This is a genomic window from Robiginitomaculum antarcticum DSM 21748 (assembly GCF_000365025.1).
Taxonomy (GTDB): domain Bacteria; phylum Pseudomonadota; class Alphaproteobacteria; order Caulobacterales; family Maricaulaceae; genus Robiginitomaculum; species Robiginitomaculum antarcticum.
The window spans coordinates 529735-552494 of the sequence record NZ_KB823011.1 but is presented as its reverse complement, the minus strand read 5'-3'; the positions used below and the strand labels follow the sequence as shown (position 1 = coordinate 552494).

Sequence of the window (22760 nt, the reverse complement as noted above, 5' to 3'; positions counted from 1 at the left end):
TCAGGCCATCATCTTCTCTATGGGGAGCACAAGGATTGAGCGCGCGCCTTTGGCTTTAAGCTGTTCAAGCGTTTCCCAGAATACGTTCTCTGTGCACACAGCCTGAACGGCTACCATATCATCCTGTCCCGCGAGCGGTATAACTGTCGGCGCATCCGCGCCCGGGAGAATGGCTGTTATATCGGCGAGCGCCGATTTTGGAGCATTGAGCATAATATACTTACTATCTGATGACGCCGTCACGCCATCTATGCGTCGCACGAGCTTATCATATATATCCTGTTTGGCCGGAGATAATTTGCGCGCAGACTTTATCAGTACGGCTTCGCTATTCAAGATGGTCTCAAACGCCGAAAGGCCATTGGCTTCCAAAGTCGCGCCGGACGACACCAGATCACAAATCGATTCTGCGATATGTATGCTGGGCGCAAGCTCCACTGCGCCTTTCATTTCGACAATCTTAGCGTTGATGTTCTGATCCTTTAAGAATTTTCGTAAAACGCCGGGATAGGTGGTCGCGATTTTTGTGCCCGCCAGATCAGACGGGCGCCTAATCGCGCCGTCTGTCTCTGAGGCGAGGCATAGGCTGCAGCGTGAAAAGCCAAGGCGGCGGTCGACGTCCGCGTCCAGACCGCCCTCTGTGGTCAGTTGTTCTTCGACCAAAATGTTTTCGCCCGCTATGCCCAGATCACTGGCCCCTGTGGAAACAAAAGCCGGGATATCATCATCGCGTACAAGTAAGAGATCAATAGGCAGGTTCTTGACCCGGGTCAGAAGACCGCCGCCGCGCACAGAAAAGCGCAGGCCGCATTTTTTAAGTAGGGCAAAGCTATCATCGGCGAGCCGGCCTTTTTTCTGTACGGCAATGCGTAAACGTTCTGTCATAATGTGTCTTTCTGTGCGTCCAGACGGTCTAATACGACGCGATAGCCCTTATGGGGCTCTTCTTTGAGGAAACGGGCAACTCGCCCGATTGTTGTGGTTGATACGCCTGTGCGGGCATTTATATCCCGGTAGGACAGCTCGCCCCGATGAAGTATTTTAGCGACATGCCAGCGCTCTGACAGCGCGCGCAACTCTGCCGGCGTGCACAAATCCACCAAAAAACGCCGCATTTCTGTCGGCTGCTCTATTGTGACCAGCGCCTCCGCCAGAAACGTAAGGCGCATAGCCTCGTCTGTCTGGCGCGTTTCATTTATAGATTTGACATCGGTCATTATGGCCGCCTTACTGTGTTAGCATGCTGGTACAGTAAGTCTTATGGGAAAGGCAAGCAAAATATTCAGATAAAACAGAAATTACATAAATGGCGGAAGGGGTGGGATTCGAACCCACGGATACTTGCGCATCGCCGGTTTTCAAGACCGGTGCATTCGACCACTCTGCCACCCTTCCGCTAAGCGCGCGAGTTAACAACAAGCGGCGCGCCCTGCAAGCCCGAAGATACACTCATATGTATTTTCTCCACTGGCATAGGCATAATTGCAGTTTCAAGGACTTAATTGAAGCTGCAAGAGTCGTTAACAAAGCAGTCACTATGCACGATAATTAGATATTAAGGGTGTTATCTAACGTGGTATTAAAAATGTTTGTTTATAGATATTTCCGTTGACCCGTAAAAATACGGGCGACAAAATAAAAAGGTGAATGAGATGAATGCGACTAATATTAGAGGCATAGGGTACTTGGTTTTGGCAAGCTTAACTGTAAACTTAACAGGATACGCAGCCGCTGATAATAATAAAGCTGCACCAATCCGTTATATGGGTGCCAATGCCGGGGCCAGCGTATCGACTTATAGTGCCGCGCCCCGCACAGTTGCTCAAAACCGCCCTTATATAAGCCAGCATAATTACGTCTCACCCAGAGCGATAACGCCGCGTCCGGTTGTTCGCCCCGAAGATTTTAAATCACCTGTTTTTCCACAAGATAAGTTCCATGCCCGCAAAGTCGACAAAGATCTTTACATGCATCAAAAAGTTGGCCGTCCTTACCGCATTGCCGGGAAAAGCTATACGCCTAAGCACAACCCGAATTACGACGAAACGGGCACTGCCTCATGGTACGGTCCCAGCTATTACGGCAAATTAACAGCTAATGGCGAAACCTTTGACATGAACGGTTTGACCGCGGCTCATAAAACCTTGCCGCTCAATTCCCTTGTTCATGTGACCAATCTCGAAAATGGCAAAACTATAACTGTGCGCCTGAATGACCGCGGTCCATTTGTCGAAGGGCGTGAAATAGATCTTTCAATGGGCGCGGCTAAGGTATTAGGGATTACCGGACTGGCTAAAGTTCGCGTTCAATATGCCGGGCCAGCCGATCCAATGGCCAGTCAGTATGTCCAGCGTGATAACTCTAAGCCGGTAATCGCGACGCCTGCGCCAATGCCTAAAGTTCAGCCTAAGGCCCCAATGACCGCAAATCTGGGTGTCCCAACATACAAACCGCTTTCCGTCATTCCCCATACACCTATGGCAATGCCGACTCCGCAGAATGTTAGTGGCGAAAATGTTCAGTCCAAAGTTCCCGAAGCTTTTGACTTTTCTGCCCCGAGCGCCCCGATGAGTTCTGATATTGCGCCGCTTCGTCCCGCAGAGACCAAAGATGAAAACCGTCCGGCGCAAGACTTTACGGCTCCTGAAGGCGGCGTCATGACTCTGACGATTACCGGACCTATCCATATGGCTAGCGCTGACACAGATCACGGCGCACGGTTCATTCCCGCTGTTCACCGCGGCGAAGCTACAACCTCTTCTGAAATGCCGGCATCCGCACGGTACATTCAGGCCGCAGCTTTCTCATCAATGGACCGTGCAGAGTCGATTCGCCACAGCTTGAGCGCTATCGGAACATTCTCAGTCTCCGAAATTGAACGTAATGGTCGGCCGCTTTACCGCGTCCTTGTTGGTCCATTTGCTTCACAAGCTGATGCAGACGCCGCGCAAAACGGTGTTGCCACTCTGGGTTATACGGATGCCCGCATCATTGAGATGTATTAAATTTGATACCAAGCCTTTACCCATAGCCTCCGCTACGGGTAGTCATAAACGCGGTCATTCGACCGCGTTTTGTGATTCTTGGCTACAGGTTCTTATGTCCACTTTTTTATACCGTATCTTTTTTGTACTTATTGCTGGAGCCCTAGGGTCGGGTTTAGCTAATGCCCAATCATCCGGATTTGAAACATCTGCCCCCCATGCCCTGATTATGGACGGCGAGACGGGCATCGTTTTATACGAAAAAGATGCCCGTAAGCCCATGGCTCCGGCGTCCATGACCAAGATTATGACAGCGTCGCTGGTCTTTGACCGTATTCGCGACGGTTCGCTCTCTCTGGATACAGAGTTTACTGTCAGCGCCGATGCCTGGCGCCGCGGTGGTATCTCGTCGGGTAGCTCGACCATGTTTCTTGAGCCAAACACTATTGTCAGCGTCGAGAACCTCCTTCGCGGCGTAATTATTCAAAGCGGCAATGACGCCTGCATTGTTCTGGCGCAAGGGATTGCCGGATCAGAAGACGCATTTGCGCGCATGATGACTGAGCGCGCGCAAGCCCTCGGTTTAAAAACCGCGCAATTTCGCAATTCAACCGGATGGCCGCATCCCGAACATGTTATGAGTGCTTACGATTTAGCTCAACTGGCCCGCTACATGATTAATGAATACCCGGAATTCTACCCGCTATATGCCGAACGGGAATTTACGTGGAACAACCATACACAGAGGAACCGCAATCCTCTTCTAGGGCGTTTTGACGGCGCGGACGGTCTGAAAACCGGTGCAACTGAAGAGTCCGGCAAAGGTCTCGTCGGGTCTGCCAAGCAGGGCGACACACGGATCATTATTGTTGTGAATGGATTGCCGACAGTCAGTTCGCGCAGAGTTGAATCCGAACGCCTGATGCGCGCCGGTTTCACCGAGTTCAAAGCTTATAAATTATTCGCTCCCGGCGATGAGGCTGCGCGCGCAAATGTGTTCATGGGTAAGTCAGATACAGTCGCGCTAACCGTTAAAGATCCTGCAAATATTGGCATGCATAAGTCGCTGCGCAGCGAGATGAAGGTACGGGTTAATTATGACGGCCCTGTCGCAGCACCGATTGCGCAGGGACAGAAAATCGGAACTCTTACGGTTACAGTACCGGGCCAAGCGGATAAAACATTTGATTTGGTCGCCGCAAATGCCGTTGAGCGCAAGGGCTTAACCGGGCGAATATGGTCAGGATTTGGCCGCTTGTTTGGAGGATCATAAATGAGCCGGGGAAAATTTATTACGTTTGAGGGCGGAGAAGGCGCGGGAAAAACTACTCAGGCCAAACGTTTATGCGCTGCGCTTGAAGCTCAAGGTATTGAAACGCTGCTGACGCGAGAGCCGGGCGGTACATTCGGTGCAGAAGCAATCCGGGAGCTGGTTTTGACGGGCATAGACGATCGCTGGTCAGGCATGACCGAGCTGTTGCTGATGTATGCGGCTCGAGTTGACCATGTTGAAAAATTAATTGAGCCCGCATTGGAGCGGGGCGTCTGGGTGGTTAGCGACCGTTTTGCCGATAGCACACTGGCTTATCAAGGCTATGCACGCGGTGTTGATATCGAGCGCATCATGAGCGTGCACCAAGCCGTTATGGGCGATTTTGGTCCTGATGTGACATTCCTGTTCGATATAGACCCGGTGCTGGCCCTAAAGCGAGTCGAAACGCGGGGCGAGCAGCTCAGCCGTTTCGATAAAGAAGCGCTGGATTTCCACAAAACAATCCGCGACGCATTTTTGTCGATTGCACAATCAGACCCGGACAGATTTGTAAAACTGGATGCCGCCAGCTCGCGTGATGAGATTTTTGCGCAAATTAAATCAGGTATGTCAGATAAATTTGACGGCCTGAAGATTTAGAGCGGATATTGGCGCGCGCGGCGAACACAGAAACTGAATATCCGGAGGCCGATCGCGCCAGTGGATGTGCTCATCCGCGACATGTCTATGACTTGTTAGGGCATGGGGCCGCTGAGCAGCGTGTTGCAGCGCAGATTGCCTCGGGGCATATGCACCACGCTTTGTTGATTACAGGCCCCAAAGGCGTCGGCAAAGCCACATTAGCGTACCGGATTGTCCGCAAGGTGTTAGGCGGAACTGAATCACATGTAGGCCGTCTTGACGTTCCCGCAGATGACCCGACAGCCAGCCGTGTGGCGTCACTGGGACATGGCGATTTCCTGCTCCTGCGTCCACCCTATGATTTTAAACTGAAAAAACTTCGCAGCGAAATTGTGGTATCAGAACTACGTCGTTTGTCGGATTTTTTTGCTCATAAGCCTTCTGAAGGCGGATGGAGAGTTTGCCTGATCGACAGTGCCGATGATTTGAATATTAGCGCGGCAAATGCCCTTCTCAAGACGCTCGAAGAGCCGCCTTCAAACGCGCTTTTGATATTATTATCCAGCGAGCCGGGGCGGCTTTTACCGACCATTCGATCAAGATGCATGAATCTGAGTTTGCGCGCCGTTCCGAAGCCCGAGATCAAAAACTGGTTGCTAAAGCGTGACGTGACCGAGAAAACGGCTGATATTGCCGCCGCCTTATCACGCGGCGCGCCGGGTAAGGCCTTTGCTCTCGCGCAGAGCGAAGCCAAAGTCCTGCGGCCGCTCGCCGATATTTTATCGCCGCAGTTTCTTCGCAGCAGCGCTCAAGATCACCGCATTGCGGGGGCATTGGCTGCGCACGGCGCTGCGACAGATCGTGATTTATTCTGGGACAGTTTGGTAGATATTATTGGTGAGCAGTCCCGCTATTCCGCAACGGGGGAGTGGAACAGTGCTTTTGGCCCGATGCAGCTTCCGAGACCAACAGAGTTCTGGCTGGATCTGCGGGACCGTTTGACAGAGCTTCGCAGGGCAGAAGACAGCGTGAATATGGATAAAAATGTGACAATGTTGACGGTCTTTTCGGCTTTGCGCGGGGAGGCTGCCTGATGTGGGTTGATAGTCATGTCAATCTTCATGGCGAGAAATTCGCCGAAGATCTGCCGGAAGTAATCGCGAAGGCGCGTCACGCGGATGTGCGCACAATGTTGACGATTTGCTGTAAGCTATCTGAGTTTGATCAGGTTCTTGCTGTGGCGCAAAGCCATAAAGATATATATTGCAGCGTCGGCACTCATCCGCACGAAGCCAAAGACAATCCCGATATTATGGCCGCCGATTTGCTTGCTCATATCCATCATCCCGAAGTCATTGGCATTGGCGAAACGGGGCTGGATTTTCACTACAATTACAGTGATGAGGACGTGCAATACGCCAATTTCAGAGCCCATATTTCGGCTTCACGCGAGAGCCAATTGCCCTTAATTATACACAGCCGGAATGCAGACGCGCAAATGGCGCAAATTTTAGAGGAGGAACACGACAAGGGTGTTTTTCCGCATTTGCTGCATTGTTATACAGGCGGGGCAGAGCTTGCCCGCCGCAGCGCGGCGCTTGGCGGTTATATTTCGCTATCGGGCATATTGACCTTTAACTCGGCCAAAGACATTCGCGCTCTGGTTCCGGGGCTGCCCGAAGACCGTATATTGATTGAAACGGACTGTCCCTATTTGGCCCCCATGCCATATCGCGGCCGCCGCTGCGAGCCGCATATGGTGGTCGAGACCGGAAAGAAATTAGCCGAAATTAAAGGCTGGAGCCTGGCTGAGACGCAGGCGCGCACGACGGATGCCTTTTTCAGACTGTTTTCAAAAGCCCAACGTCCAGCTAAGGCCTCTCATGAGTAGGGCGATGTACCGCGCGACTATACTCGGCTGCGGCAGTTCAGGCGGCGTGCCCCGCATCAATGGCGATTGGGGCGTATGCGATACTGAAGAGCCTAAAAACCGACGGACTCGCTGTTCGCTGCTCATCGAGCGCTGGGAAGGGGGCAATACGCCGCCGCCTGAAGATCAGCGTACTATCATCCTAATTGATACATCGCCTGATTTGCGCGAGCAGATTTTGCGAACTGACATTCGCCATATTGACGCAATTTTCTATACACATGAACATGCAGATCAGACACACGGCATTGATGATTTGCGCGCCATTGCTTACAGCATGCGACGCCTTATCCCGGTCTATATGAATGCACCGACAGGGCGTGAGCTTTTTGATAAATTTGAGTATATTTTTCAGATCCCAAAAGGGCGTAACCATCCGCCAATTTTAGATAAAAAACCCTATCTAAGTAACGGAGATATAACCATAATTACAGGCCCGGGCGGTCCTCTGGACTTAACAGTTTTCGACGTTAGTCATGGCGATGCCAATGCGGTCGGCTTCCGTATTGGCCCATTCGGCTACGCGCCGGACGCGCATGAGCTGTCGGACACGGCTTATGACATCTTGCATGGCGTGCCGCACTTCATAGTTGATGCGCTGCGCTACCATAAACATCCTACACATGCCCATTCCGATAAAGCTCTAAGCTGGATCGCGCGTCTAGAGGTCAAACATGCCATCCTGACAAACCTCCATATCGACATGGATTATAGCGTTCTGGCTGATGAATTACCGGGACTGCACGAGCCGGCTTATGACGGGCAACAGATTATATCGAGTTTAGACTCAGGTTGAACCAACACTCTTAAATTGGTAAAGACGCTATTGTTCAGTATGTTGTATCTATAAGTTAGCCTAATATTAGTTTTTATTTCTCATAATAATGATTATGCAACTTTTGTATTAATGTGCCTTTAAATCCCAAACTACAAGTTTAGTATCCTAAATAACATGCTGCCCTCCACCCGCATGAAATTTATGGCAAAAAAAAAGCGCGCTTCACAGCGCGCTCCTGTTTTACAATAGGTTTGGATTCTAATCGTTATGAGCGCCAATGAACCATGCATCTTTATCGAGATTGCGGCTAATGCCAGTAAATAAGTCAGCTGTGTCCTCGTCGCCATTATCCCCTGCTTCGGAAATCGCCTTACGACACATCGCGCCGAAGACCATGATACGTTTGGTCAGCTCTTCAACGTGCACTTTTTGATCTGTAGCCTCGACCGGATAAGCGTCCAGCTTCGTATCTTTAGTAACTGTTTGCAGAGTTCCCCGGGGTTGCCCGCCCAAAATCACGATGCGTTCTGCGATCAGGTCAGAATGCTCATATGCGCGCGCTGCGACTTGATCGAGTAATTCATGAAGGCCGATAAAACTTGGACCTTTTATTGTCCAATGCGCTTGCTTAATAGCGACCTGAAGGTCGATAGCGCAGCTGAGTGTCGGCATCAGAATATCGAGTGACTTTGTGCGCGTATTTTTATCCATATTATTGACGTAATGTTGTGGCATGGGATGTCCTCTCAAAACTCTATTTTAGTGGGTATACTGTATTTAACGAAGGTTATGGCCCAATGTTCCGTCTCCTAACCAGTAATATCGTCGCAGGTATAAAAACCTTTAAAGTCTGAGCGCTGTCGCAAAATTAAGCTTCTACCCGCAAATGTAAGCTTACGGCGCAAGTGGGCTCCATCCCGTCGAAGATAAATTCGACATTTAGACACATTGCCCACTTGCTCGAAACGCCAAGTCTTTTAGGGTCGCAGTATGACTGCCACAGCAAACCAAACGGCTCAGCCCGAATATATGATTACCGATATACGGGCGCGCGTGAACACGCGTCTTACGGATCTGTCGATTGGGTCCGATTTTGCCCCGCGCCTAAATGCGGCCATCGCGCACAGCCTGCTTGCGCCCGGGAAACGCTTTCGACCCCTGCTCTGCATCTTGCTCACGGCTGAGTTTGACGGTGATATAGATGCCGCAATGGACGCAGGCTGCGCTGCGGAAATGGTTCATACGGCCTCGCTCATTCTGGATGATCTTCCCTGTATGGATGACGCCGACCTCAGACGTGGCATTGCAACGACGCATTTACAATTTGACGAGAGTACAGCTATTCTGGCTGCGGTTGCTCTTCTTAACCGAGCCTATGGCGTGATTGCGCGGACTGACCAGATTAGCGCGCAATCACGGGTAAAGTTGACAGAGCTTTTATCGCGCGCGGTCGGGTCACATGGCCTGATTGCAGGACAGGTTGCAGATCTGGAAAACATTAATACGGCGGCTGATGCAGCTCATGTTGAGCAAGTCAACGCCCTGAAAACCGGCGCTTTATTTGACTACAGCATATTAGCTGCCGCGAACATTTGCGACTTGGATGAGGACCAAACCAATCACTGTCAGGAGTTTTCATCGCAAATCGGTTTGGCGTTTCAGCTCCTCGATGACCTCAAAGATCAACTTATGACCGAGGTCCAAGCGGGAAAAACCATTGATCGCGATATTGGCAAAGCCACGCTTTTGGCGCTTGATGGTCATGTGGGTGCCAAGACGCGTCTGCGCGGATATTTGCGATCAGCGGATGAAGCCCTAACCGCTTTGGGCGTTGCGCAAAATTCGCTCATCCGCGCTACGATCGCCGCGCAATTCAAAATGCCGGATACGGGCTGATGACCGCGCTCGATATTGACGGCGTCACCGTTCATTACGGGCAAACCGCAGTTTTACACAATCTGACTTTTTCTGCTGAGCAAGGCGGGCTTATCGGATTAATCGGGCCAAATGGCTCAGGAAAAACCACTTTAATTAAAACAATTTGCGGACTGATCTCGCCTAGTTCGGGTCATGTTAGCGTGGCCGGAACGCAAATTCGACGCGGTGTCGATAGCCGAAAATTTATTGGATTTGTGCCGCAATCTATTGGTCTCTATCCTCATTTGACAGCCGCCGAAAACCTGCGCGTTTTTGCCGGATATTGCGGCCTGCCCCGCAAACTGATTGCAAAGCGTGTTGGCGAGGCCTTAATACGGGTGGGCATGGCCAACCGCGCCGAGACCAAAGCAGCGGAGCTTTCCGGCGGCATGAAACGCCGCATAAATTTTGCCGCCGCAATCTTGCATGAGCCAAAGCTTTTAATCCTCGACGAGCCGACAGCAGGCGTTGATAGCCCTGCCCGCGACGCCATTCACAAAACGGCCAAAGATCTTGCCGCATCGGGCATGACAATACTACTCATCACGCACGAGCTAGAAGCCGCAGAGCATTATTGCGATAAAATCCTGCTACTTAACGACGGAAACTTATGCGGCTATGGCGCACCGTCAGCGTTGCTGTCACAGACTTTCGGATCCCAAAAAGAATGTGTCATCACACTTCAAGCTATCCCCGACATAGGCGCTGTCACGGCGCTAACGGCGCTTGGATTTGAAACCACGGATCATCCGCGTCAGCTTAGAAAAATGATACCCGATGATGAGCTGCCAGCGATTAGCGCGCAGATCAAAGCGGCAGGCGTCCAAGTTCGGGAGATTGCCGTACGCGAACCGGGATTAGGCAGCCTAATGTATAAATTATGTCGTCCAGACCCAAAGGCCGCCGCATGATCCGTGCCGTTTTTTATACTTTGTTTCTGCGTCTCTGGCGCGACAAAGGCGCTATGGCTATGGCGTTTTTATTGCCCGGATTTATCTTTGCAATATTTGCGACCATTTTTGACAATGCCGCCGGCGGCGATCTGGATTTACGCATTATTATGGCGGTGGACAGTCCCTCTATGGCGACGCAAAATCTGGCCGCCCAGATTGCCCGTGACGCGCCGTTTCAGACGCAATGGGCCGCGGATCCAGACACGGTCTTCGATGATGTGCGCATGGGGCGTTACGATGCGGGTATTATCCTGCGCGGCGATATAGCCGATACGCAAAGCGCCCCGATTATAATTGTAACTGAGCCGAGCCGTAAGATCGCCGGTGATGTATTGCGCGGCCAACTGCGCGCCTTTCTATCCGAGACGCGGCCTGACCTTCTAATACGGGAAAGCCTAATGTTTTCCGGTCGCGCGACAGGGCCGTTGACTGACAAACAACAGACCCGCGTCAATATCGTGCTTATTCAAGCCGAAGGTGGCGCGCTGAATGTAACTGACGGGCCGCTCGGCCTAATAACGACACATAGCGCCAGAGCGTCCGGCGAGACAGGCATTATAGACGACCCGTCTATCGCTTATTACGCCGGAGCAACTATAGCTATGTTCCTGCTGTTTTCGGCCATGCACGGCGCTGCAATATCGCTGGAAGAGCGCGGTAGCGGCATTACGGATCGCCTTTTACTTGGTCCGAGCGGGGCTATGGCGATGATGACCGGTAAGTTTTTCTATCTCACTGCCCAAGGATTTGTACAGGCCTGGGTTATTCTTATTGTCGCGGCAATTGGTTTTGGCGTACCTGTGTTTGACGCCGTCTTGCTGCTGGCGATCATCAGCCTAATCGTCTCAGGCGCCTGCGCCGCACTCGCTCTACTGGTGAGCACGATAGCAAAGAATACGATACAAATGAATACCTTAGCGACATTTCTTGTGCTATTATTCTCGGCCATAGGCGGATCTATGATACCTCGGTTCATGATGCCGACATGGCTTCAAACTCTAGGGAATTTTACCCCAAATGCATGGGCGATAGAGGCCTATTACGCCTCGCTCGCGCGCGGTTCTAACATATTGGCGGTTGCGCCTGCTCTTGCTATACTTTGCGCCATAACGGTCATTGCGCTGATAAGCGCCAGCGTACTGTCCCACCGCCTGATGAGGTTTTAGAATTGTCTCATACAACTCATATACCGACTTACTGGCCCGGCCTTGTGCTGGCGGGTTTGGTGTGTGGAGGATGGCTTGCACTTCATATATTTTTGATTTTCGGATTTGACTGGCGCGCGGCTCATCCATTGTTTAACATTAGCGCAATTGCGCTACAGGTTTGGCTTTATGCCGGAATGTTTATCGTTGCCCATGATTCCATGCATGGCTCGCTTTTCCCCCATCACCCCAAAGCCAACCACGGTGTTGGACAGGCGATTTTGCTGGTTTATGCGGGATTCCACTGGCCGAAAATGCGCCGCGCCCATCATGCTCATCATGATAATCCGGGCACAGCGGATGATCCCGATTTTAACGCCGATAACCCGCATAATTTTGCGCCGTGGTTCCTACGCTGGTTCCTGACCTATTTTGGCTGGGCGCAAATGGCGATTATTACAGCTATGGCATTGATATATATGCTTGTATTTGGCGCGGCCTATTCAAATATATTGCTGTTTTGGGCCCTGCCCGCGCTTCTTTCCGCGCTGCAGCTTTTCTATTTTGGTACCTATCTACCGCACCGTCATGGCGAGGCATTTGCCGACCACCATAATGCGCGCTCAAATGATTATAACTGGCTTGGATCGCTGCTGTCGTGTTTTCACTTCGGGTATCACCATGAACATCATCTTTATCCCTATGAGCCGTGGTGGCGACTACCACGCCGCCGCGCGGAGACACGAAAGGCGCATACGAAATGATCGGAAATATCGTCATTGTCGTGGTAAGCGTTATCGGGATGGAAGTCTTCGCACTGCTGTTTCACAAATTTTATATGCACGGCCCGGGCTGGGGCTGGCATGAAAGCCACCATAAACATACGGAAGGCTATTTTGAGACCAATGACCTCTACGCTGTGTGGTTCAGCGTGATTGCGGCAGCGCTATTTGTATTAGGCAGCCTGTACTGGATGCCACTCTGGTATATCGCTCTTGGCTTTACGATTTATGGTATTCTTTATGGCTTCGTCCATGATGGATTAGTCCATCAACGCTGGCCCTTTCGGATCACCGTCAAACGCGGCTATCTTTACCGTCTCATACTCGCCCACCGCATGCATCATCACGTCACCACTAAACACGGCGCGGTCAGTTTTGGCTTTCTTTGGGCTGAAAAACCGGACGTGCTGAAAGCGCAACTGAAAGCCAAAAAAGCGGCATGATTATCCCGCTGGCTTTTGTGCTCACCTTATCGATTGTCGTGCTGTGGAGCGCTCGACCGATCATGGCGACGATCACAGCTCTGCAACTCTTTTTTATTATTCACGTCGGTTCAAATTTCGGTAAAATACGCAATGCCATGATCGCCAGCGACGTTCCGACGGAACTCGCGACAAGTCAGGCGCTGTATGTGTCGGTTATGAACGCTCTATATGCCGTTATTGTGCTCGGGCTGATTATTTTAATCATTCATGTCGTGAAGCGTATTTTCTACATTAGAAATGAAGCTAAAGCGGACGTTGATAAAACATTTCCCTAGATGTCTCTATTGCTTTTTTTCGCGTTAAAGCAGGGCCAACGGCACCGAGGGCCAATGTAATTTTTCGCGGTTTGCTGGCGCTAACACGGCCCTCCCAAGCCTGAGGCCCGCCTTCGCGCAGTCTTTGTCCGATCTCGCGATACACGGATAGCGCAGCGCTGATCGCCCAGGCACAGCGAAACGGCAGTTCTTTAACCCCTGCTTTTGCGCTGTCATAATAGGCTTCGGCAATATCAAGCTGCGCCATCGCTGCCTTATGCGCGGCAGGCCAGTTCTCAGGCTTCGCCAGCTCATGAGCCGTAAGCGGTGCGCCTGCGGCGTTTAGCAGATCCTGCGGGATAAAAACACGGTCTGCACGGGCATCATCAACTAAGTCGCGGGCGATATTAGTAAGTTGGAAGGCCAGTCCCAGATCACTGGCGCGGTCAAGCGTGGCGTCATCTCGCACGCCCATAATATTGGCCATCATCACGCCGACTACGCCGGCGACATGGTAGCTATAATCCAAAATATCATTGACCGTTTTATATACCCGGTCTTGCGCGTCCATCTCAAACCCTTTGAGAAGCTCAAAAGCATGTTTATGGTTAATGTCATGCGTTTTAAAAACGCGCGCTAGTCCTGCATATATCGGATTGTCTGTTGGCTCGCCGTTTAACGCGGCCGCCGTTTCGGCACGCAGACGCTCCAAACGCTCGCCCTGCCCTAGTTTGTAATCCGCGATTTGCTCATGGCCCATAATCTGGCCGTCAATCACATCGTCGCAATAGCGGCACCACGCATAAAGCATGGATGCATCATCGCGCAACGCGGGCGGCAAAGCCCGACTGGCGAGCGCAAAACTTTTGCTGCCTTGCTTTATCGCAGAATGACCATGTGCAGTGACAGCGTCCATGCCGTATTTACGTCATTCCACCGAAATAATCGGCTTTACCCAGAGGCACGCCATTATGCCGCAAAATATTATAGGCTGTCGTGATGTGGAAATGGATGTTTGGGAGTGTGAAGCCCGACAAATAACTAATGCCGGTAAAGTCCATATCCCGCGGGCCCATTTTAAGAACGAACTTGCGGCCTTCTTTGCCGTCAAGATCAGAAGCCGGCACCGCCATGCAGTCGGCTTTGGCTTTGGCAATTAAAACATAGAGATCATTAAATGTAGTCTCAGTTTCTTCATAGGCGGGCGGCTCCATGCCCGTTATGCGGTACGGCGCCATTTTAGTCAGCGAGCTTGCGATCTGAACCTGTTTGATCAGGTGATGCATATCGGGGGCAAGGCGGGCGTTTAGAAATATGGATGGATCAATACCGCGCTCTTTTGCATTGGCCTCACCTATGCGCAAAATGTGCTCAAGATTATCAAGGAGACGTGGCAGCGCGCCGACGGCATTGGACATAGATAAAGTAGACATAACTAACCTTTCAATTGGGCTCTGAAATCATCGGCAATGACGCCGGCTGTGGCTTTCGCCGCGCCGACAACGCCCGGAACGCCCGCGCCGGGATGAGTCCCTGCGCCGGTAATATACATATTGCCAATCACGTCATCACGGTTATGAGGCCTGAACCAAGCCGATTGTGTGAGTATAGGCTCGACAGAAAACGCGCTACCGTGATGGGCATTCATAATGTCACGAAATCCAAATGGCGTCAGCGTATGCAGTACGTCAACATCACGATTGAGGTTCGGTATGGCGTGCTCTTCAAGATAATCTAGAATTTTTTGCGTATATACCGGGCCGACTTCGTCCCAATCAATATCAACGTGACCTAAATGCGGGACCGGCGCGAGAACGTAATAGGCAGACTTTCCTTCGGGCGCCATATCGGGATCGGTGACGCAGGGCGCATGGAGATACAGCGAGAAATCATCCGGCAGTTCTCCGCCCTTGCCAAATATCTCGGCAATCAGCTCTTTATAACGCTGTCCGAACAAAATGATATGATGTTTCATATCCGGATGAGTGGTGTTGAGACCAAAATAAATGACGAAAAGTGACATAGAGTGGCGCTTTTTCGCGAGCGATTTACCATAGCTCTGCCCACGTTTGTGGCCGCGCAAAAGTTTGGAATATGTATGTACGACATCAGCGTTAGACGCGACTAAATCTGCCGGCAATGTCTGGCCGCCTTCAATGGTTACGCCCGTAACACGGTCGCCAGCCGTATGGATATCTGTGACTTCAGAATTCAGCTGCACTTGTCCGCCTATGTCTTTGAATAAACTGACAAGCCCTTCAACCAAAGCGCCTGTGCCACCCTTAGCGAACCAAACGCCGCCCTTGCGTTCGAGTGCGTGAATCAGGGCGTAAATAGCGCTCGTTGCAAAAGGATTGCCGCCTACGAGTAGCGATTGAAAAGATAGAAGTTGCCGGATCTTCTCGTTTTTTACGAATTTGCTGACCTGAGTATAGACGCTGCGATCGGCGCGAAGTCGCACAAGCTGTGGAGCGGCAGCGAGCATCTGGCTAATATGCAGGAATGCGGTCGTGCCCAGCTTTTCATATCCCTCGCGGTAAAGCTCCTTGGAATAGTCTAGGAAACGGCGGTAACCCACTACATCATCAGGGTTTTTATCTGCTATCTGCGCCTCTAATTCCTCTTGACTGGCGGCGTAATCCAGAACGTCACCATCTTCCCATTGCAGGCGGTAAAACGGATCGACGGGCAGCAAGGTGACGTAATCGTACATGGACTTACCGGCCAGTTGAAACAGCTCTTTTAAGCAATCCGGATCAGTGATGACGGTTGGCCCGCCGTCAAATTTATAGCCGTCAATTTCATAAACATAAGCGCGGCCACCAGGTTTGTCGCGGTTATCCAGTAATGTCGTCTGGAACCCCATGACTTGCAACCGTATTGCAAGCGCAATCCCGCCAAACCCTGCGCCGACGACTACCGCTGTTGGCTTTATCTCTGATTTAGACTTTGGTGTAATTTTAGTCATAGCGTTCATTGATTTTGTGTCCGTGCTGCGCGCTCGCGCTTGATAAAGGCTTTCTCGCTGAAATTATACAGCGCTTTAGATACGGGCACAGGCGGCTTTCCGATGAGAATTCGCACTTTGTCGCGCCTTTTAAGTTCATTGGCATAAAAACGCTTTATAAGACCATCACTAAGGCCATAGAATCTTTGCAGAATTTTGTATCGACCCTCAGGCTTTGCCGCGCGAAACAACATTCGATTGAGGAGACGAAGAAAGCGTTCATTTTCAAAATGCCCTATTTGAACAGCTGGAAATATTGTATCAATATTTTTGAATGGGTTTTCTGGATAATCTTCGAAACCTTCTGAAATTTCTTCTGAAATAATATCAGCAATTATTAGTGCATCTGGAAGACTGTACCCGGAAATCGCGTGGTAAAATCCACCGCGTATTCCTATTTCTCTTTTTGACCAATCCCTATCATTGTCAAAAGCGTTTTCATCCACTGCAAGAGTTATGGGCAAGACCCCCTTCTCGCGTTGAATAACTTCATAGTCATACATACCCAGATTATCGCGGATATAGTCTTTGATCCGCGCATCAATCTCTTGGCGTCGCAGCTCCGGCCCGTCTGTGTAATATGTATCCTCAACCAGCATTTCGGTATCGGTAAACGGCAGGCAATAGACAAAACGGTATCCGCCGAACTGCTTAACTGTGGCGTCCATGATAATGGGGCGCTCAATACCATGTGGCTCTACCGTCTTGATGACGTGGCCGACGAATTTCTGATAGCCAAGAAAAACATTGTCATTGGGCTTAAAGCCGCGCGCATCTAATACGCATTTTGCACCATAGCGCCGGCCTGTTTCTGTCATCACAGATGTTGAGTCGATTTTAGTAACTTTTGTATTGAGCAGAACTTTCAATCGCCCGCTATTAATATGAGGCTGAACACAGGCGCGGAGCGTATCGCTGTTCCCCGTGCAGTATGGTATTTCTAATGTGCGCTCCCGTTTGGGAAATTTCACATCATAGCAACTCCATTGGTAAGCTATAAATGGCGAAATCCAGTCATTCAGATGTTCAGGAATATCGGTTAGGTTGAATGACCATGTATGGTCGCCGGCGATACGGCCGCTGGCCTCAATGACTAAAATTTCTATCTCGGGATTAGCATCAAAGCACCGCCACGCCGTCAAAAGACCCGAAAGCCCGGCGCCAACAATAATCATATCCGACTGCGTATTCATGACGTGGTGATAGCAGTCCCGCCGCCACTGTCCAGCACTGCCATTTACGCTGGACAGTTTGGCGCGGTTTAATAGTTTGTAATCACGTCAGGAGAGCGTGCATGTCATCAAATTTCGATTTAAAATCCTTTCTGCCCTACCAGTTATCCATTTTGTCACGGCGGGTAAGCGGATTGATTGCACGTGAATACGGGCAGCGCTTCGGTCTTAGGCTGAATGAATGGCGCGTCATGGTGGTCGCGGCGCAGGACGAGCCGCGCTCGTCGTCGGAGATTTGCCAGATTACACTCATGGATAAAATGTCGGTCTCCCGGGCGGTTAAAGGCTTGGTCGATAAAGGGTTCGTACTCCGCATTCCTTCAGATTATGATAAACGGCTGCACAATATTGTTCTGACCCAGCGCGGCCGTGAAATATACGCGGAAGTCATGCCGCTGGCTCGGGCTTATGAGACGAAATTACTGGATCGTTTGTCTGAAACAGAGCATAGCGCCTTGGATGCGATACTGACGAAATTGGGCGAAGCGGCCCTAAACTTAGAGCGTTAAACACGCCGGATTAAATGTGGGTGATGTCTAAACTGTATCCAAGTGTCTATGCGCCCTCAATGTCAGACAACTGACAAGACGGGCTCTGAATTTGCCTCACAACGGTTTATGGCCGCTTCATATTTTATTTCCGCTCATTGCGCTAAGTTCCGTTCTGAGGAAGTTTCGGTACATATTCATTGTCATGTTTGGCTAGAACCTTATCAGCGACAAAGGCGCCACGCCCATCTAAAGAGCCTGAAACCACAACCCCCTCGCCTTCACCAAACAGATCAGGCAGCACGCCTGAATACTGTACCGATAGCGGTTTGTCGTCCGGCTCTGCCTCAAAATCTGCGACGCTAAAACTATGATGCGTTCCGCTTTCGCTCTTTAATGTTCCAGGAACAACCATGCCGCCGATTCTAAAAATCTCTGATTTAGGGATAAAGTCTGCGCGGGTAACGGCGCTGGGGCTGTGGAAGAACTGCGTATTGCTGCGCAAAGCGGTGATTAGAAGGATGACGCCGGCAATCGCCAGCACGGCGCATCCAAAAAATACAACGAGACGTCTGTTACGCTTTGGCGGAGCCATGTTTACCTCTTTTGATTTCAAAAACATGTAAGTACAAATTACCGCCTTGGCAATTTTGCCATGCAGTTTAAGAGACAGAAGAAAGGATGCAATCTGACCTATAAGCTGACACTCGACAATTGCGCGATTGCGCGCGGGGGACGGATAATTCTGTCTGGCTTGTCTATGACGCTTAAGCCGGGCGATTTCATATGGGTTACAGGTGAAAACGGTGTCGGCAAAAGCTCCGTTCTTCGATTGGCCGCCGGCATATTGCGGCCTGAAACCGGGTCTGTGGGGTTCAATCAAGATAGTGAGGACGTGCCAGCATCGCAGCTTGTCTCTTTGTTGTCACACGAAGACGGCTTGCACCCGGCGCTTACTTCGGCGGAAGAAATGCAGGTCTGGATGCAAAGCGATGATATGTGGGACGCCCTGCCCGCCGCATTTCAACTGCAGCAACTGCGTGATCGACCCATAAAGACCTTATCAGCAGGACAGCGCCGCCGCGCCGCCATTGCCCGCCAGATCGGCTCAGACAAACCCATATGGCTATTAGACGAACCGCTTAGCGCTCTGGACGCAGAAGCCAGAGAGGCATTAATGGCGGCGGTAACGAATCATATTAATTCTGGCGGCGCCGCCATGATTGCGACTCACCACGTCCCAAGTCGCATCAGCGCGGGCGCATCTATTTTGAATTTGAGTGCAGCCAGATGAGCCTGTTGTCCCGTGAACTTCTGCTGACTCGCCGCCTTGCGGGAAGCTGGGTCTTTGCGCTTGTTTTCTTCGCACTTTTTGCATCGATTTGCGCCATTGCGCTGGGCGGATCACGCGCGGTTATGGCGCCCATTGCGCCCGCCCTGCTCTGGATTGCGCTCATTCTGTCGGTACTACTTGCCACCGGAGGATCATGGCAGGCCAGCCTACCCGACGGCTATCTAGAACAGTTACGTCTTTCAGGGCGAAGCTTTGCGGGCTTTGCGCTCAGCAAAGCGCTGGCTATGGCTCTGACGATCATTGTACCTCTTTTAATCGCGGCGTTTCCGGTTGCCATTGCGTTCGGGCAGTCAGCGCAGGCCGCGCTTGGTCTGACGTTAAGCTTGGTGCTAGGCAGTCCTGCAATTCTTGCTTATGCTCTGCTAGCCGGCGCCGCAACACTGAGACTGTCTCAGGGCGGCATGGTCATTATTCTGATCAGTCTGCCCTTTCTCGTTCCAACGCTGATGTTTGGTTTAAGTTTTTCACAGGCCTATGAACGTTACGGTTTCAATGCTGACGGACTGGCGTTAATGGGGGTCAGCCTTATTTCTGTCGCGGCGGCCATTCCGGCAGTTGCGGCGATATTGCAAGCCACAATGGAAGATGGATGATAAACTGGCTCTCTAACCCCAAACGTTTTGAACGCTTCGCCGGCACAGCTGTGCCCATTTGCGGCTGGTTAGCGCTTGTGCTGATTGTGACCGGATTTTATTTTGGTCTCTACGCCTCGCCCGAAGCGCAGGGCTTTGGTCAAGGCGTACGTATTATGTATGTTCATGTGCCCAGCGCGTGGGTCGCAATGGCGGGCTATAGTGCTATTGCCGTGATGAGCTTTATAAGTTTTATCTGGCGCCATCCTTTGGCGGATCGTGTCGCCTATAATTGCGCCCTGCCAGGCACCGTCTTTACCGCGCTTGCGCTGATCACAGGGAGCTTATGGGGGTCGCAAAGCTGGATGACATGGTGGGTATGGGATGGCCGCAATACATCGACATTAGTTCTTTTATTTATCTATCTGGGATATATCGCGATTTGGTCGTCGATGGATAACAAAAAACTCGCTGCACGCATTGCCGGGATACTCGCTATGGTCGGGGCAATTAACCTGCCCATCATCAAATTTAGCGTCGATTGGTGGGATGACGTCATGCACCAAAAAGCCAGTATTTTAACGACGGAGAGTTCCAACTTTCCACTATCAATGCTTCTCCCGCTTATGCTGATGTTTTTCGGCGTGAGTTTCTTTTTTGCTTGGGTCGTCTTACGCGCCGTGCTGCGCGATATTGCAATTAAGCGCAAAGACAGCGCAGCTAAAATCAACGCGCCAGCGACTGCGACCCTGACACGGATGGAGCCATGATACCCGATTTTGGTAAATATGACTTTGTGGTGTGGACAGCTTATGGCCTGACCGCGCTCGTGCTTGTTGGTTTGTGGCTGTACGGACGTCGTAAATGAGTGATTTCGACGTTACCGAGCTGGGTTCTACCGCGCTTATACGCGCGCGCACATTAATGGCGCAGCTACGAAATAAAGAAAGCGGCTGTCCATGGGATGTTGCGCAGGATTACAAATCCATTGGCCGTTACACTATCGAAGAGGCATATGAAGTTGTTCAAGCGATAGAGAATGAAGATATGGCTGAGCTCAAAGACGAGTTGGGCGATCTTCTTCTTCAAGTTTTGTTTTATGCGCAAATGGCGCAGGAAGACGGATATTTTGACCTCGACGATGTCGCCAATGGCCTCGTCGAGAAAATGGTGCGGCGTCATCCGCATGTATTTGGGAATATAAGCGTAGCAGATGCTGACGCGCAAACCCTAGCGTGGGAAGAGCAAAAAGCGAGCGAGCGCGCGCAGGCCGGTGATTCCGTGAGTGCTCTTGATGGCGTTGCGCTGGGACTGCCAGCCCTGCTGCGGGCGCAAAAGCTACAAAAACGGGCTGCACGAGTGGGCTTTGACTGGCCGGATATTGCGCCTGTTATCGACAAACTCAAAGAAGAAGCCGACGAGATTGCCGAAGCGAAATCAAACTCTAATCCAGCTCACATCGCCGAAGAAGTCGGCGACTTCCTGTTTGCCGCTGTAAATATGGCGCGTCATTTGGGCGTGGACGCTGAAGACGCATTGCGCGCGGCGAATAAAAAATTCACACGGCGATTTACGCATGTCGAAACGCACGCCGGCGAAACATTGTCCGAGATGACACTGGATGACATGGAAACACTCTGGCAGGATGCCAAGCGCATCGAAAAGCTTTAACCCGCGATTAAATCACTGTGTTTGCTGCGATAGATACCGGCATCAGAAGACCGCAACCGCACTTTAATATCCATAACGCCATTATCACGCATCTGTTCGGATATTATCTCGCCATGTTCATGAAGCCACGCCCGGGCAGCAAATTGCGCGGGTGGAATGATCGAATGAATGATTTCGTCACTGGCGCCGAGCATTTCCTCAATCCGCATCAGCAGCCGATCCACGCCCTGTCCGTTTAGTGCTGAAATACCAATCGCGCCGGTATGATCATCCCCGTCCAAAAGACGGCGCGCGGCATTAACTTCTGACTCGCTCTCGTCATCGTCAAGCAAGTCAATTTTATTGAGAACTTCAAGAATGGGCTGCCCGTGTTCAGGCCCGGCATTGAGCGAGCGCAGAATATCCATAACCACATCACGGCGGTCATCAGCCAGCGGGTCGGTAATATCACGGATATGTAAGATAAGATCAGCTTCTTGCACTTCTTCCAACGTTGCACGAAACGCAGTAATAAGATCGGTTGGAAGGTCGGAAATAAATCCAACCGTGTCAGAGAGAATGGCTTTGCTTCCGCTCGGTAAATCCAAAAGGCGGTGCGTTGTATCCAATGTGGCGAAGAGCATATCTTTGGCGAGAACGTCGCCGTCCGTTACGCGATTGAAGATTGTCGACTTGCCAGCGTTCGTATAACCCACCAAAGCCACGACCCGCTCAGGTGCCCGCTGGCGCTGCTTGCGCTGTAATTCACGGGTGCGGCGCACATCGTCAATCTGTGATCTCAGCTTGGATATTCTCTTGTCCAGCATACGCCGGTCACTTTCGATCTGCGTTTCGCCCGGCCCCGCCAAAAAGCCCTGACCGCCGCGCTGACGTTCTAAATGGGTCCAGGTACGCACGAGGCGAGAGCGCTCATAAGCCTGCCGCGCGAGTTCGACCTGAAGTTTACCTTCTTTGGTCGCAGCGCGCAGGCCAAAAATTTCCAAAATCATACCCGAGCGGTCAACGACTTTTACATTCAATTTACGTTCGAGATTACGCTGTTGTATCGGCGCGATACTGGTATTAACGATCAAGATGTCTATATCATGGGAGTTTATATAGGCTTTAATCTCGTCCAGTTTGCCTGATGTAAAATACTCGCCAGCACGAATTTCACGTAATGCGACAAGATCTGCGCCTGCCACCTCAACTTCCAGCGCTTCGGCCAGACGCCTGGCCTCTTCGAGTTTATAGTCAGAGTCATAAGCCCGGTCCGACGACAAAACGGGTTGAACAACATAAGCGCGCAGTACGCGCGATTCGAGATCAATCATG

General features: G+C 51.2%; 27 protein-coding genes and 1 tRNA gene. 18 read left to right on the top strand and 10 right to left on the bottom strand.

What is annotated here, in order from left to right; translation table 11 throughout:
• The 3 genes from hisG to H142_RS0102760 all read right to left on the bottom strand — a co-directional run bounded on the left by hisG (position 1) and on the right by H142_RS0102760 (position 1395).
• The gene (gene hisG / locus H142_RS0102770; protein ID WP_017930572.1) at positions 1–885 is read right to left on the bottom strand and encodes an ATP phosphoribosyltransferase; all 885 of its coding nucleotides are present in this window, start codon (positions 883–885) and stop codon (positions 1–3) included.
• Positions 882–1217, bottom strand: a complete 336-nt coding sequence (locus tag H142_RS0102765) for a YerC/YecD family TrpR-related protein (RefSeq protein ID WP_017930571.1) — start codon at positions 1215–1217, stop codon at positions 882–884. The genes hisG and H142_RS0102765 overlap by 4 nt, the downstream gene beginning before the upstream one ends.
• Before the next feature lie 90 nt (positions 1218–1307).
• Positions 1308–1395, bottom strand: a tRNA-Ser gene (locus H142_RS0102760).
• Positions 1396–1691: 296 nt separating this feature from the next.
• Here H142_RS0102760 and H142_RS16050 point away from each other — a divergent pair.
• The 6 genes from H142_RS16050 to H142_RS0102730 all read left to right on the top strand — a co-directional run bounded on the left by H142_RS16050 (position 1692) and on the right by H142_RS0102730 (position 7604).
• Positions 1692–3005, top strand: a complete 1314-nt coding sequence (locus H142_RS16050; protein WP_156811860.1) for a septal ring lytic transglycosylase RlpA family protein — start codon at positions 1692–1694, stop codon at positions 3003–3005.
• Positions 3006–3099: 94 nt separating this feature from the next.
• Positions 3100–4257, top strand: coding sequence for a D-alanyl-D-alanine carboxypeptidase family protein (locus tag H142_RS0102750; protein ID WP_017930569.1), 1158 nt, complete (start codon positions 3100–3102; stop codon positions 4255–4257).
• Positions 4258–4896, top strand: a complete 639-nt coding sequence (gene tmk / locus H142_RS0102745; RefSeq protein WP_017930568.1) for a dTMP kinase — start codon at positions 4258–4260, stop codon at positions 4894–4896.
• Between the two features lie 8 nt (positions 4897–4904).
• Positions 4905–5972 carry a DNA polymerase III subunit delta' gene (locus H142_RS0102740; RefSeq protein ID WP_017930567.1) on the top strand — a complete coding sequence of 356 codons (1068 nt, stop codon included), beginning with the start codon at positions 4905–4907 and terminating at the stop codon, positions 5970–5972.
• Positions 5972–6769, top strand: a complete 798-nt coding sequence (locus H142_RS0102735; RefSeq protein WP_017930566.1) for a TatD family hydrolase — start codon at positions 5972–5974, stop codon at positions 6767–6769. The genes H142_RS0102740 and H142_RS0102735 overlap by 1 nt, the downstream gene beginning before the upstream one ends.
• Complete coding sequence (locus H142_RS0102730) at positions 6762–7604, top strand: MBL fold metallo-hydrolase (protein WP_033314790.1); 843 nt, start codon at positions 6762–6764, stop codon at positions 7602–7604. The genes H142_RS0102735 and H142_RS0102730 overlap by 8 nt, the downstream gene beginning before the upstream one ends.
• A gap of 240 nt (positions 7605–7844) precedes the next feature.
• Here the strand turns inward: H142_RS0102730 and dps are convergent, their stop codons facing one another.
• Positions 7845–8321, bottom strand: a complete 477-nt coding sequence (gene dps, locus H142_RS0102725; protein ID WP_017930564.1) for a DNA starvation/stationary phase protection protein Dps — start codon at positions 8319–8321, stop codon at positions 7845–7847.
• Positions 8322–8576: 255 nt separating this feature from the next.
• Between dps and H142_RS14080 the strand changes: the two genes are divergently transcribed.
• From H142_RS14080 to H142_RS0102695, 6 genes are read left to right on the top strand one after another with little or no spacing between them, the layout of a single operon-like run.
• A complete protein-coding gene (locus H142_RS14080) occupies positions 8577–9482 on the top strand; it encodes a polyprenyl synthetase family protein (RefSeq protein ID WP_017930563.1) in 906 nt (301 codons plus the stop codon).
• Positions 9482–10414, top strand: a complete 933-nt coding sequence (locus tag H142_RS14075; RefSeq protein ID WP_017930562.1) for an ABC transporter ATP-binding protein — start codon at positions 9482–9484, stop codon at positions 10412–10414. Before H142_RS14080 ends, H142_RS14075 begins: the two co-directional genes overlap by 1 nt.
• Positions 10411–11622, top strand: a complete 1212-nt coding sequence (locus tag H142_RS0102710) for an ABC transporter permease (RefSeq protein WP_017930561.1) — start codon at positions 10411–10413, stop codon at positions 11620–11622. Before H142_RS14075 ends, H142_RS0102710 begins: the two co-directional genes overlap by 4 nt.
• A gap of 2 nt (positions 11623–11624) precedes the next feature.
• Entirely contained in the window at positions 11625–12365 is a 741-nt protein-coding gene (locus tag H142_RS0102705) for a fatty acid desaturase (protein ID WP_233341549.1), read from the top strand.
• Positions 12362–12826 (top strand): sterol desaturase family protein, encoded by a 465-nt coding sequence (locus H142_RS0102700; protein ID WP_017930559.1) that lies wholly within the window; start codon positions 12362–12364, stop codon positions 12824–12826. The genes H142_RS0102705 and H142_RS0102700 overlap by 4 nt, the downstream gene beginning before the upstream one ends.
• The gene (locus H142_RS0102695; protein ID WP_017930558.1) at positions 12823–13143 is read left to right on the top strand and encodes a hypothetical protein; all 321 of its coding nucleotides are present in this window, start codon (positions 12823–12825) and stop codon (positions 13141–13143) included. Before H142_RS0102700 ends, H142_RS0102695 begins: the two co-directional genes overlap by 4 nt.
• Here H142_RS0102695 and H142_RS0102690 read toward each other — a convergent pair.
• The 4 genes from H142_RS0102690 to crtY are packed head-to-tail and all read right to left on the bottom strand — an operon-like array spanning position 13112 to position 17322.
• Complete coding sequence (locus H142_RS0102690; RefSeq protein ID WP_017930557.1) at positions 13112–14038, bottom strand: phytoene/squalene synthase family protein; 927 nt, start codon at positions 14036–14038, stop codon at positions 13112–13114. The genes H142_RS0102695 and H142_RS0102690 overlap by 32 nt on opposite strands.
• Positions 14039–14045: 7 nt before the next feature.
• A complete protein-coding gene (locus tag H142_RS0102685) occupies positions 14046–14555 on the bottom strand; it encodes a DUF1993 domain-containing protein (protein ID WP_033314789.1) in 510 nt (169 codons plus the stop codon).
• Between the two features lie 2 nt (positions 14556–14557).
• On the bottom strand, positions 14558–16099 hold the full coding sequence (locus H142_RS0102680) for a phytoene desaturase (protein WP_017930555.1): 1542 nt from the start codon (positions 16097–16099) through the stop codon (positions 14558–14560).
• Positions 16096–17322: a lycopene beta-cyclase CrtY gene (crtY, locus tag H142_RS14070; protein ID WP_017930554.1), complete on the bottom strand. Its 1227-nt coding sequence runs from the start codon at positions 17320–17322 to the stop codon at positions 16096–16098. Before crtY ends, H142_RS0102680 begins: the two co-directional genes overlap by 4 nt.
• Before the next feature lie 101 nt (positions 17323–17423).
• On the opposite strand from crtY, the gene H142_RS0102670 reads away from it, so the two are divergent.
• Positions 17424–17870, top strand: a complete 447-nt coding sequence (locus H142_RS0102670) for a MarR family winged helix-turn-helix transcriptional regulator (RefSeq protein WP_017930553.1) — start codon at positions 17424–17426, stop codon at positions 17868–17870.
• 142 nt (positions 17871–18012) lie between these two features.
• Here H142_RS0102670 and H142_RS14065 read toward each other — a convergent pair whose 3' ends face one another.
• Entirely contained in the window at positions 18013–18444 is a 432-nt protein-coding gene (locus tag H142_RS14065; protein WP_033314911.1) for a cytochrome c maturation protein CcmE, read from the bottom strand.
• Between the two features lie 60 nt (positions 18445–18504).
• On the opposite strand from H142_RS14065, the gene ccmA reads away from it, so the two are divergent.
• The 5 genes from ccmA to mazG are packed head-to-tail and all read left to right on the top strand — an operon-like array spanning position 18505 to position 21446.
• On the top strand, positions 18505–19143 hold the full coding sequence (gene ccmA / locus H142_RS0102660) for a heme ABC exporter ATP-binding protein CcmA (protein ID WP_017930551.1): 639 nt from the start codon (positions 18505–18507) through the stop codon (positions 19141–19143).
• Positions 19140–19796: a heme exporter protein CcmB gene (locus tag H142_RS0102655; protein ID WP_017930550.1), complete on the top strand. Its 657-nt coding sequence runs from the start codon at positions 19140–19142 to the stop codon at positions 19794–19796. Before ccmA ends, H142_RS0102655 begins: the two co-directional genes overlap by 4 nt.
• A complete protein-coding gene (gene ccmC / locus H142_RS0102650; protein ID WP_017930549.1) occupies positions 19793–20545 on the top strand; it encodes a heme ABC transporter permease CcmC in 753 nt (250 codons plus the stop codon). Before H142_RS0102655 ends, ccmC begins: the two co-directional genes overlap by 4 nt.
• Positions 20542–20643, top strand: a complete 102-nt coding sequence (gene ccmD / locus H142_RS16625) for a heme exporter protein CcmD (protein WP_017930548.1) — start codon at positions 20542–20544, stop codon at positions 20641–20643. The genes ccmC and ccmD overlap by 4 nt, the downstream gene beginning before the upstream one ends.
• Positions 20640–21446, top strand: coding sequence for a nucleoside triphosphate pyrophosphohydrolase (mazG, locus tag H142_RS0102640; RefSeq protein WP_017930547.1), 807 nt, complete (start codon positions 20640–20642; stop codon positions 21444–21446). The genes ccmD and mazG overlap by 4 nt, the downstream gene beginning before the upstream one ends.
• Here mazG and hflX read toward each other — a convergent pair.
• Positions 21443–22759, bottom strand: coding sequence for a GTPase HflX (gene hflX, locus H142_RS0102635; protein ID WP_017930546.1), 1317 nt, complete (start codon positions 22757–22759; stop codon positions 21443–21445). The genes mazG and hflX overlap by 4 nt on opposite strands.
• Position 22760: the final 1 nt, after the last annotated feature.

Bases quoted from the DNA above. Each gene is read 5' to 3' on its own strand.
- hisG (WP_017930572.1), bottom strand. From the start codon at position 885: ATGACAGAACGTTTACGCATTGCCGTACAGAAAAAAGGCCGGCTCGCC.
- H142_RS0102765 (WP_017930571.1), bottom strand. From the start codon at position 1,217: ATGACCGATGTCAAATCTATAAATGAAACGCGCCAGACAGACGAGGCT.
- H142_RS0102750 (WP_017930569.1), top strand. From the start codon at position 3,100: ATGTCCACTTTTTTATACCGTATCTTTTTTGTACTTATTGCTGGAGCC.
- tmk (WP_017930568.1), top strand. From the start codon at position 4,258: ATGAGCCGGGGAAAATTTATTACGTTTGAGGGCGGAGAAGGCGCGGGA.
- H142_RS0102735 (WP_017930566.1), top strand. From the start codon at position 5,972: ATGTGGGTTGATAGTCATGTCAATCTTCATGGCGAGAAATTCGCCGAA.
- H142_RS0102730 (WP_033314790.1), top strand. From the start codon at position 6,762: ATGAGTAGGGCGATGTACCGCGCGACTATACTCGGCTGCGGCAGTTCA.
- dps (WP_017930564.1), bottom strand. From the start codon at position 8,321: ATGCCACAACATTACGTCAATAATATGGATAAAAATACGCGCACAAAG.
- H142_RS14080 (WP_017930563.1), top strand. From the start codon at position 8,577: ATGACTGCCACAGCAAACCAAACGGCTCAGCCCGAATATATGATTACC.
- H142_RS14075 (WP_017930562.1), top strand. From the start codon at position 9,482: ATGACCGCGCTCGATATTGACGGCGTCACCGTTCATTACGGGCAAACC.
- H142_RS0102710 (WP_017930561.1), top strand. From the start codon at position 10,411: ATGATCCGTGCCGTTTTTTATACTTTGTTTCTGCGTCTCTGGCGCGAC.
- H142_RS0102700 (WP_017930559.1), top strand. From the start codon at position 12,362: ATGATCGGAAATATCGTCATTGTCGTGGTAAGCGTTATCGGGATGGAA.
- H142_RS0102695 (WP_017930558.1), top strand. From the start codon at position 12,823: ATGATTATCCCGCTGGCTTTTGTGCTCACCTTATCGATTGTCGTGCTG.
- H142_RS0102690 (WP_017930557.1), bottom strand. From the start codon at position 14,038: ATGGACGCTGTCACTGCACATGGTCATTCTGCGATAAAGCAAGGCAGC.
- H142_RS0102685 (WP_033314789.1), bottom strand. From the start codon at position 14,555: ATGTCTACTTTATCTATGTCCAATGCCGTCGGCGCGCTGCCACGTCTC.
- H142_RS0102680 (WP_017930555.1), bottom strand. From the start codon at position 16,099: ATGAACGCTATGACTAAAATTACACCAAAGTCTAAATCAGAGATAAAG.
- crtY (WP_017930554.1), bottom strand. From the start codon at position 17,322: ATGAATACGCAGTCGGATATGATTATTGTTGGCGCCGGGCTTTCGGGT.
- H142_RS0102670 (WP_017930553.1), top strand. From the start codon at position 17,424: ATGTCATCAAATTTCGATTTAAAATCCTTTCTGCCCTACCAGTTATCC.
- H142_RS14065 (WP_033314911.1), bottom strand. From the start codon at position 18,444: ATGGCTCCGCCAAAGCGTAACAGACGTCTCGTTGTATTTTTTGGATGC.
- ccmA (WP_017930551.1), top strand. From the start codon at position 18,505: ATGCAGTTTAAGAGACAGAAGAAAGGATGCAATCTGACCTATAAGCTG.
- H142_RS0102655 (WP_017930550.1), top strand. From the start codon at position 19,140: ATGAGCCTGTTGTCCCGTGAACTTCTGCTGACTCGCCGCCTTGCGGGA.
- ccmC (WP_017930549.1), top strand. From the start codon at position 19,793: ATGATAAACTGGCTCTCTAACCCCAAACGTTTTGAACGCTTCGCCGGC.
- ccmD (WP_017930548.1), top strand. From the start codon at position 20,542: ATGATACCCGATTTTGGTAAATATGACTTTGTGGTGTGGACAGCTTAT.
- mazG (WP_017930547.1), top strand. From the start codon at position 20,640: ATGAGTGATTTCGACGTTACCGAGCTGGGTTCTACCGCGCTTATACGC.
- hflX (WP_017930546.1), bottom strand. From the start codon at position 22,759: ATGATTGATCTCGAATCGCGCGTACTGCGCGCTTATGTTGTTCAACCC.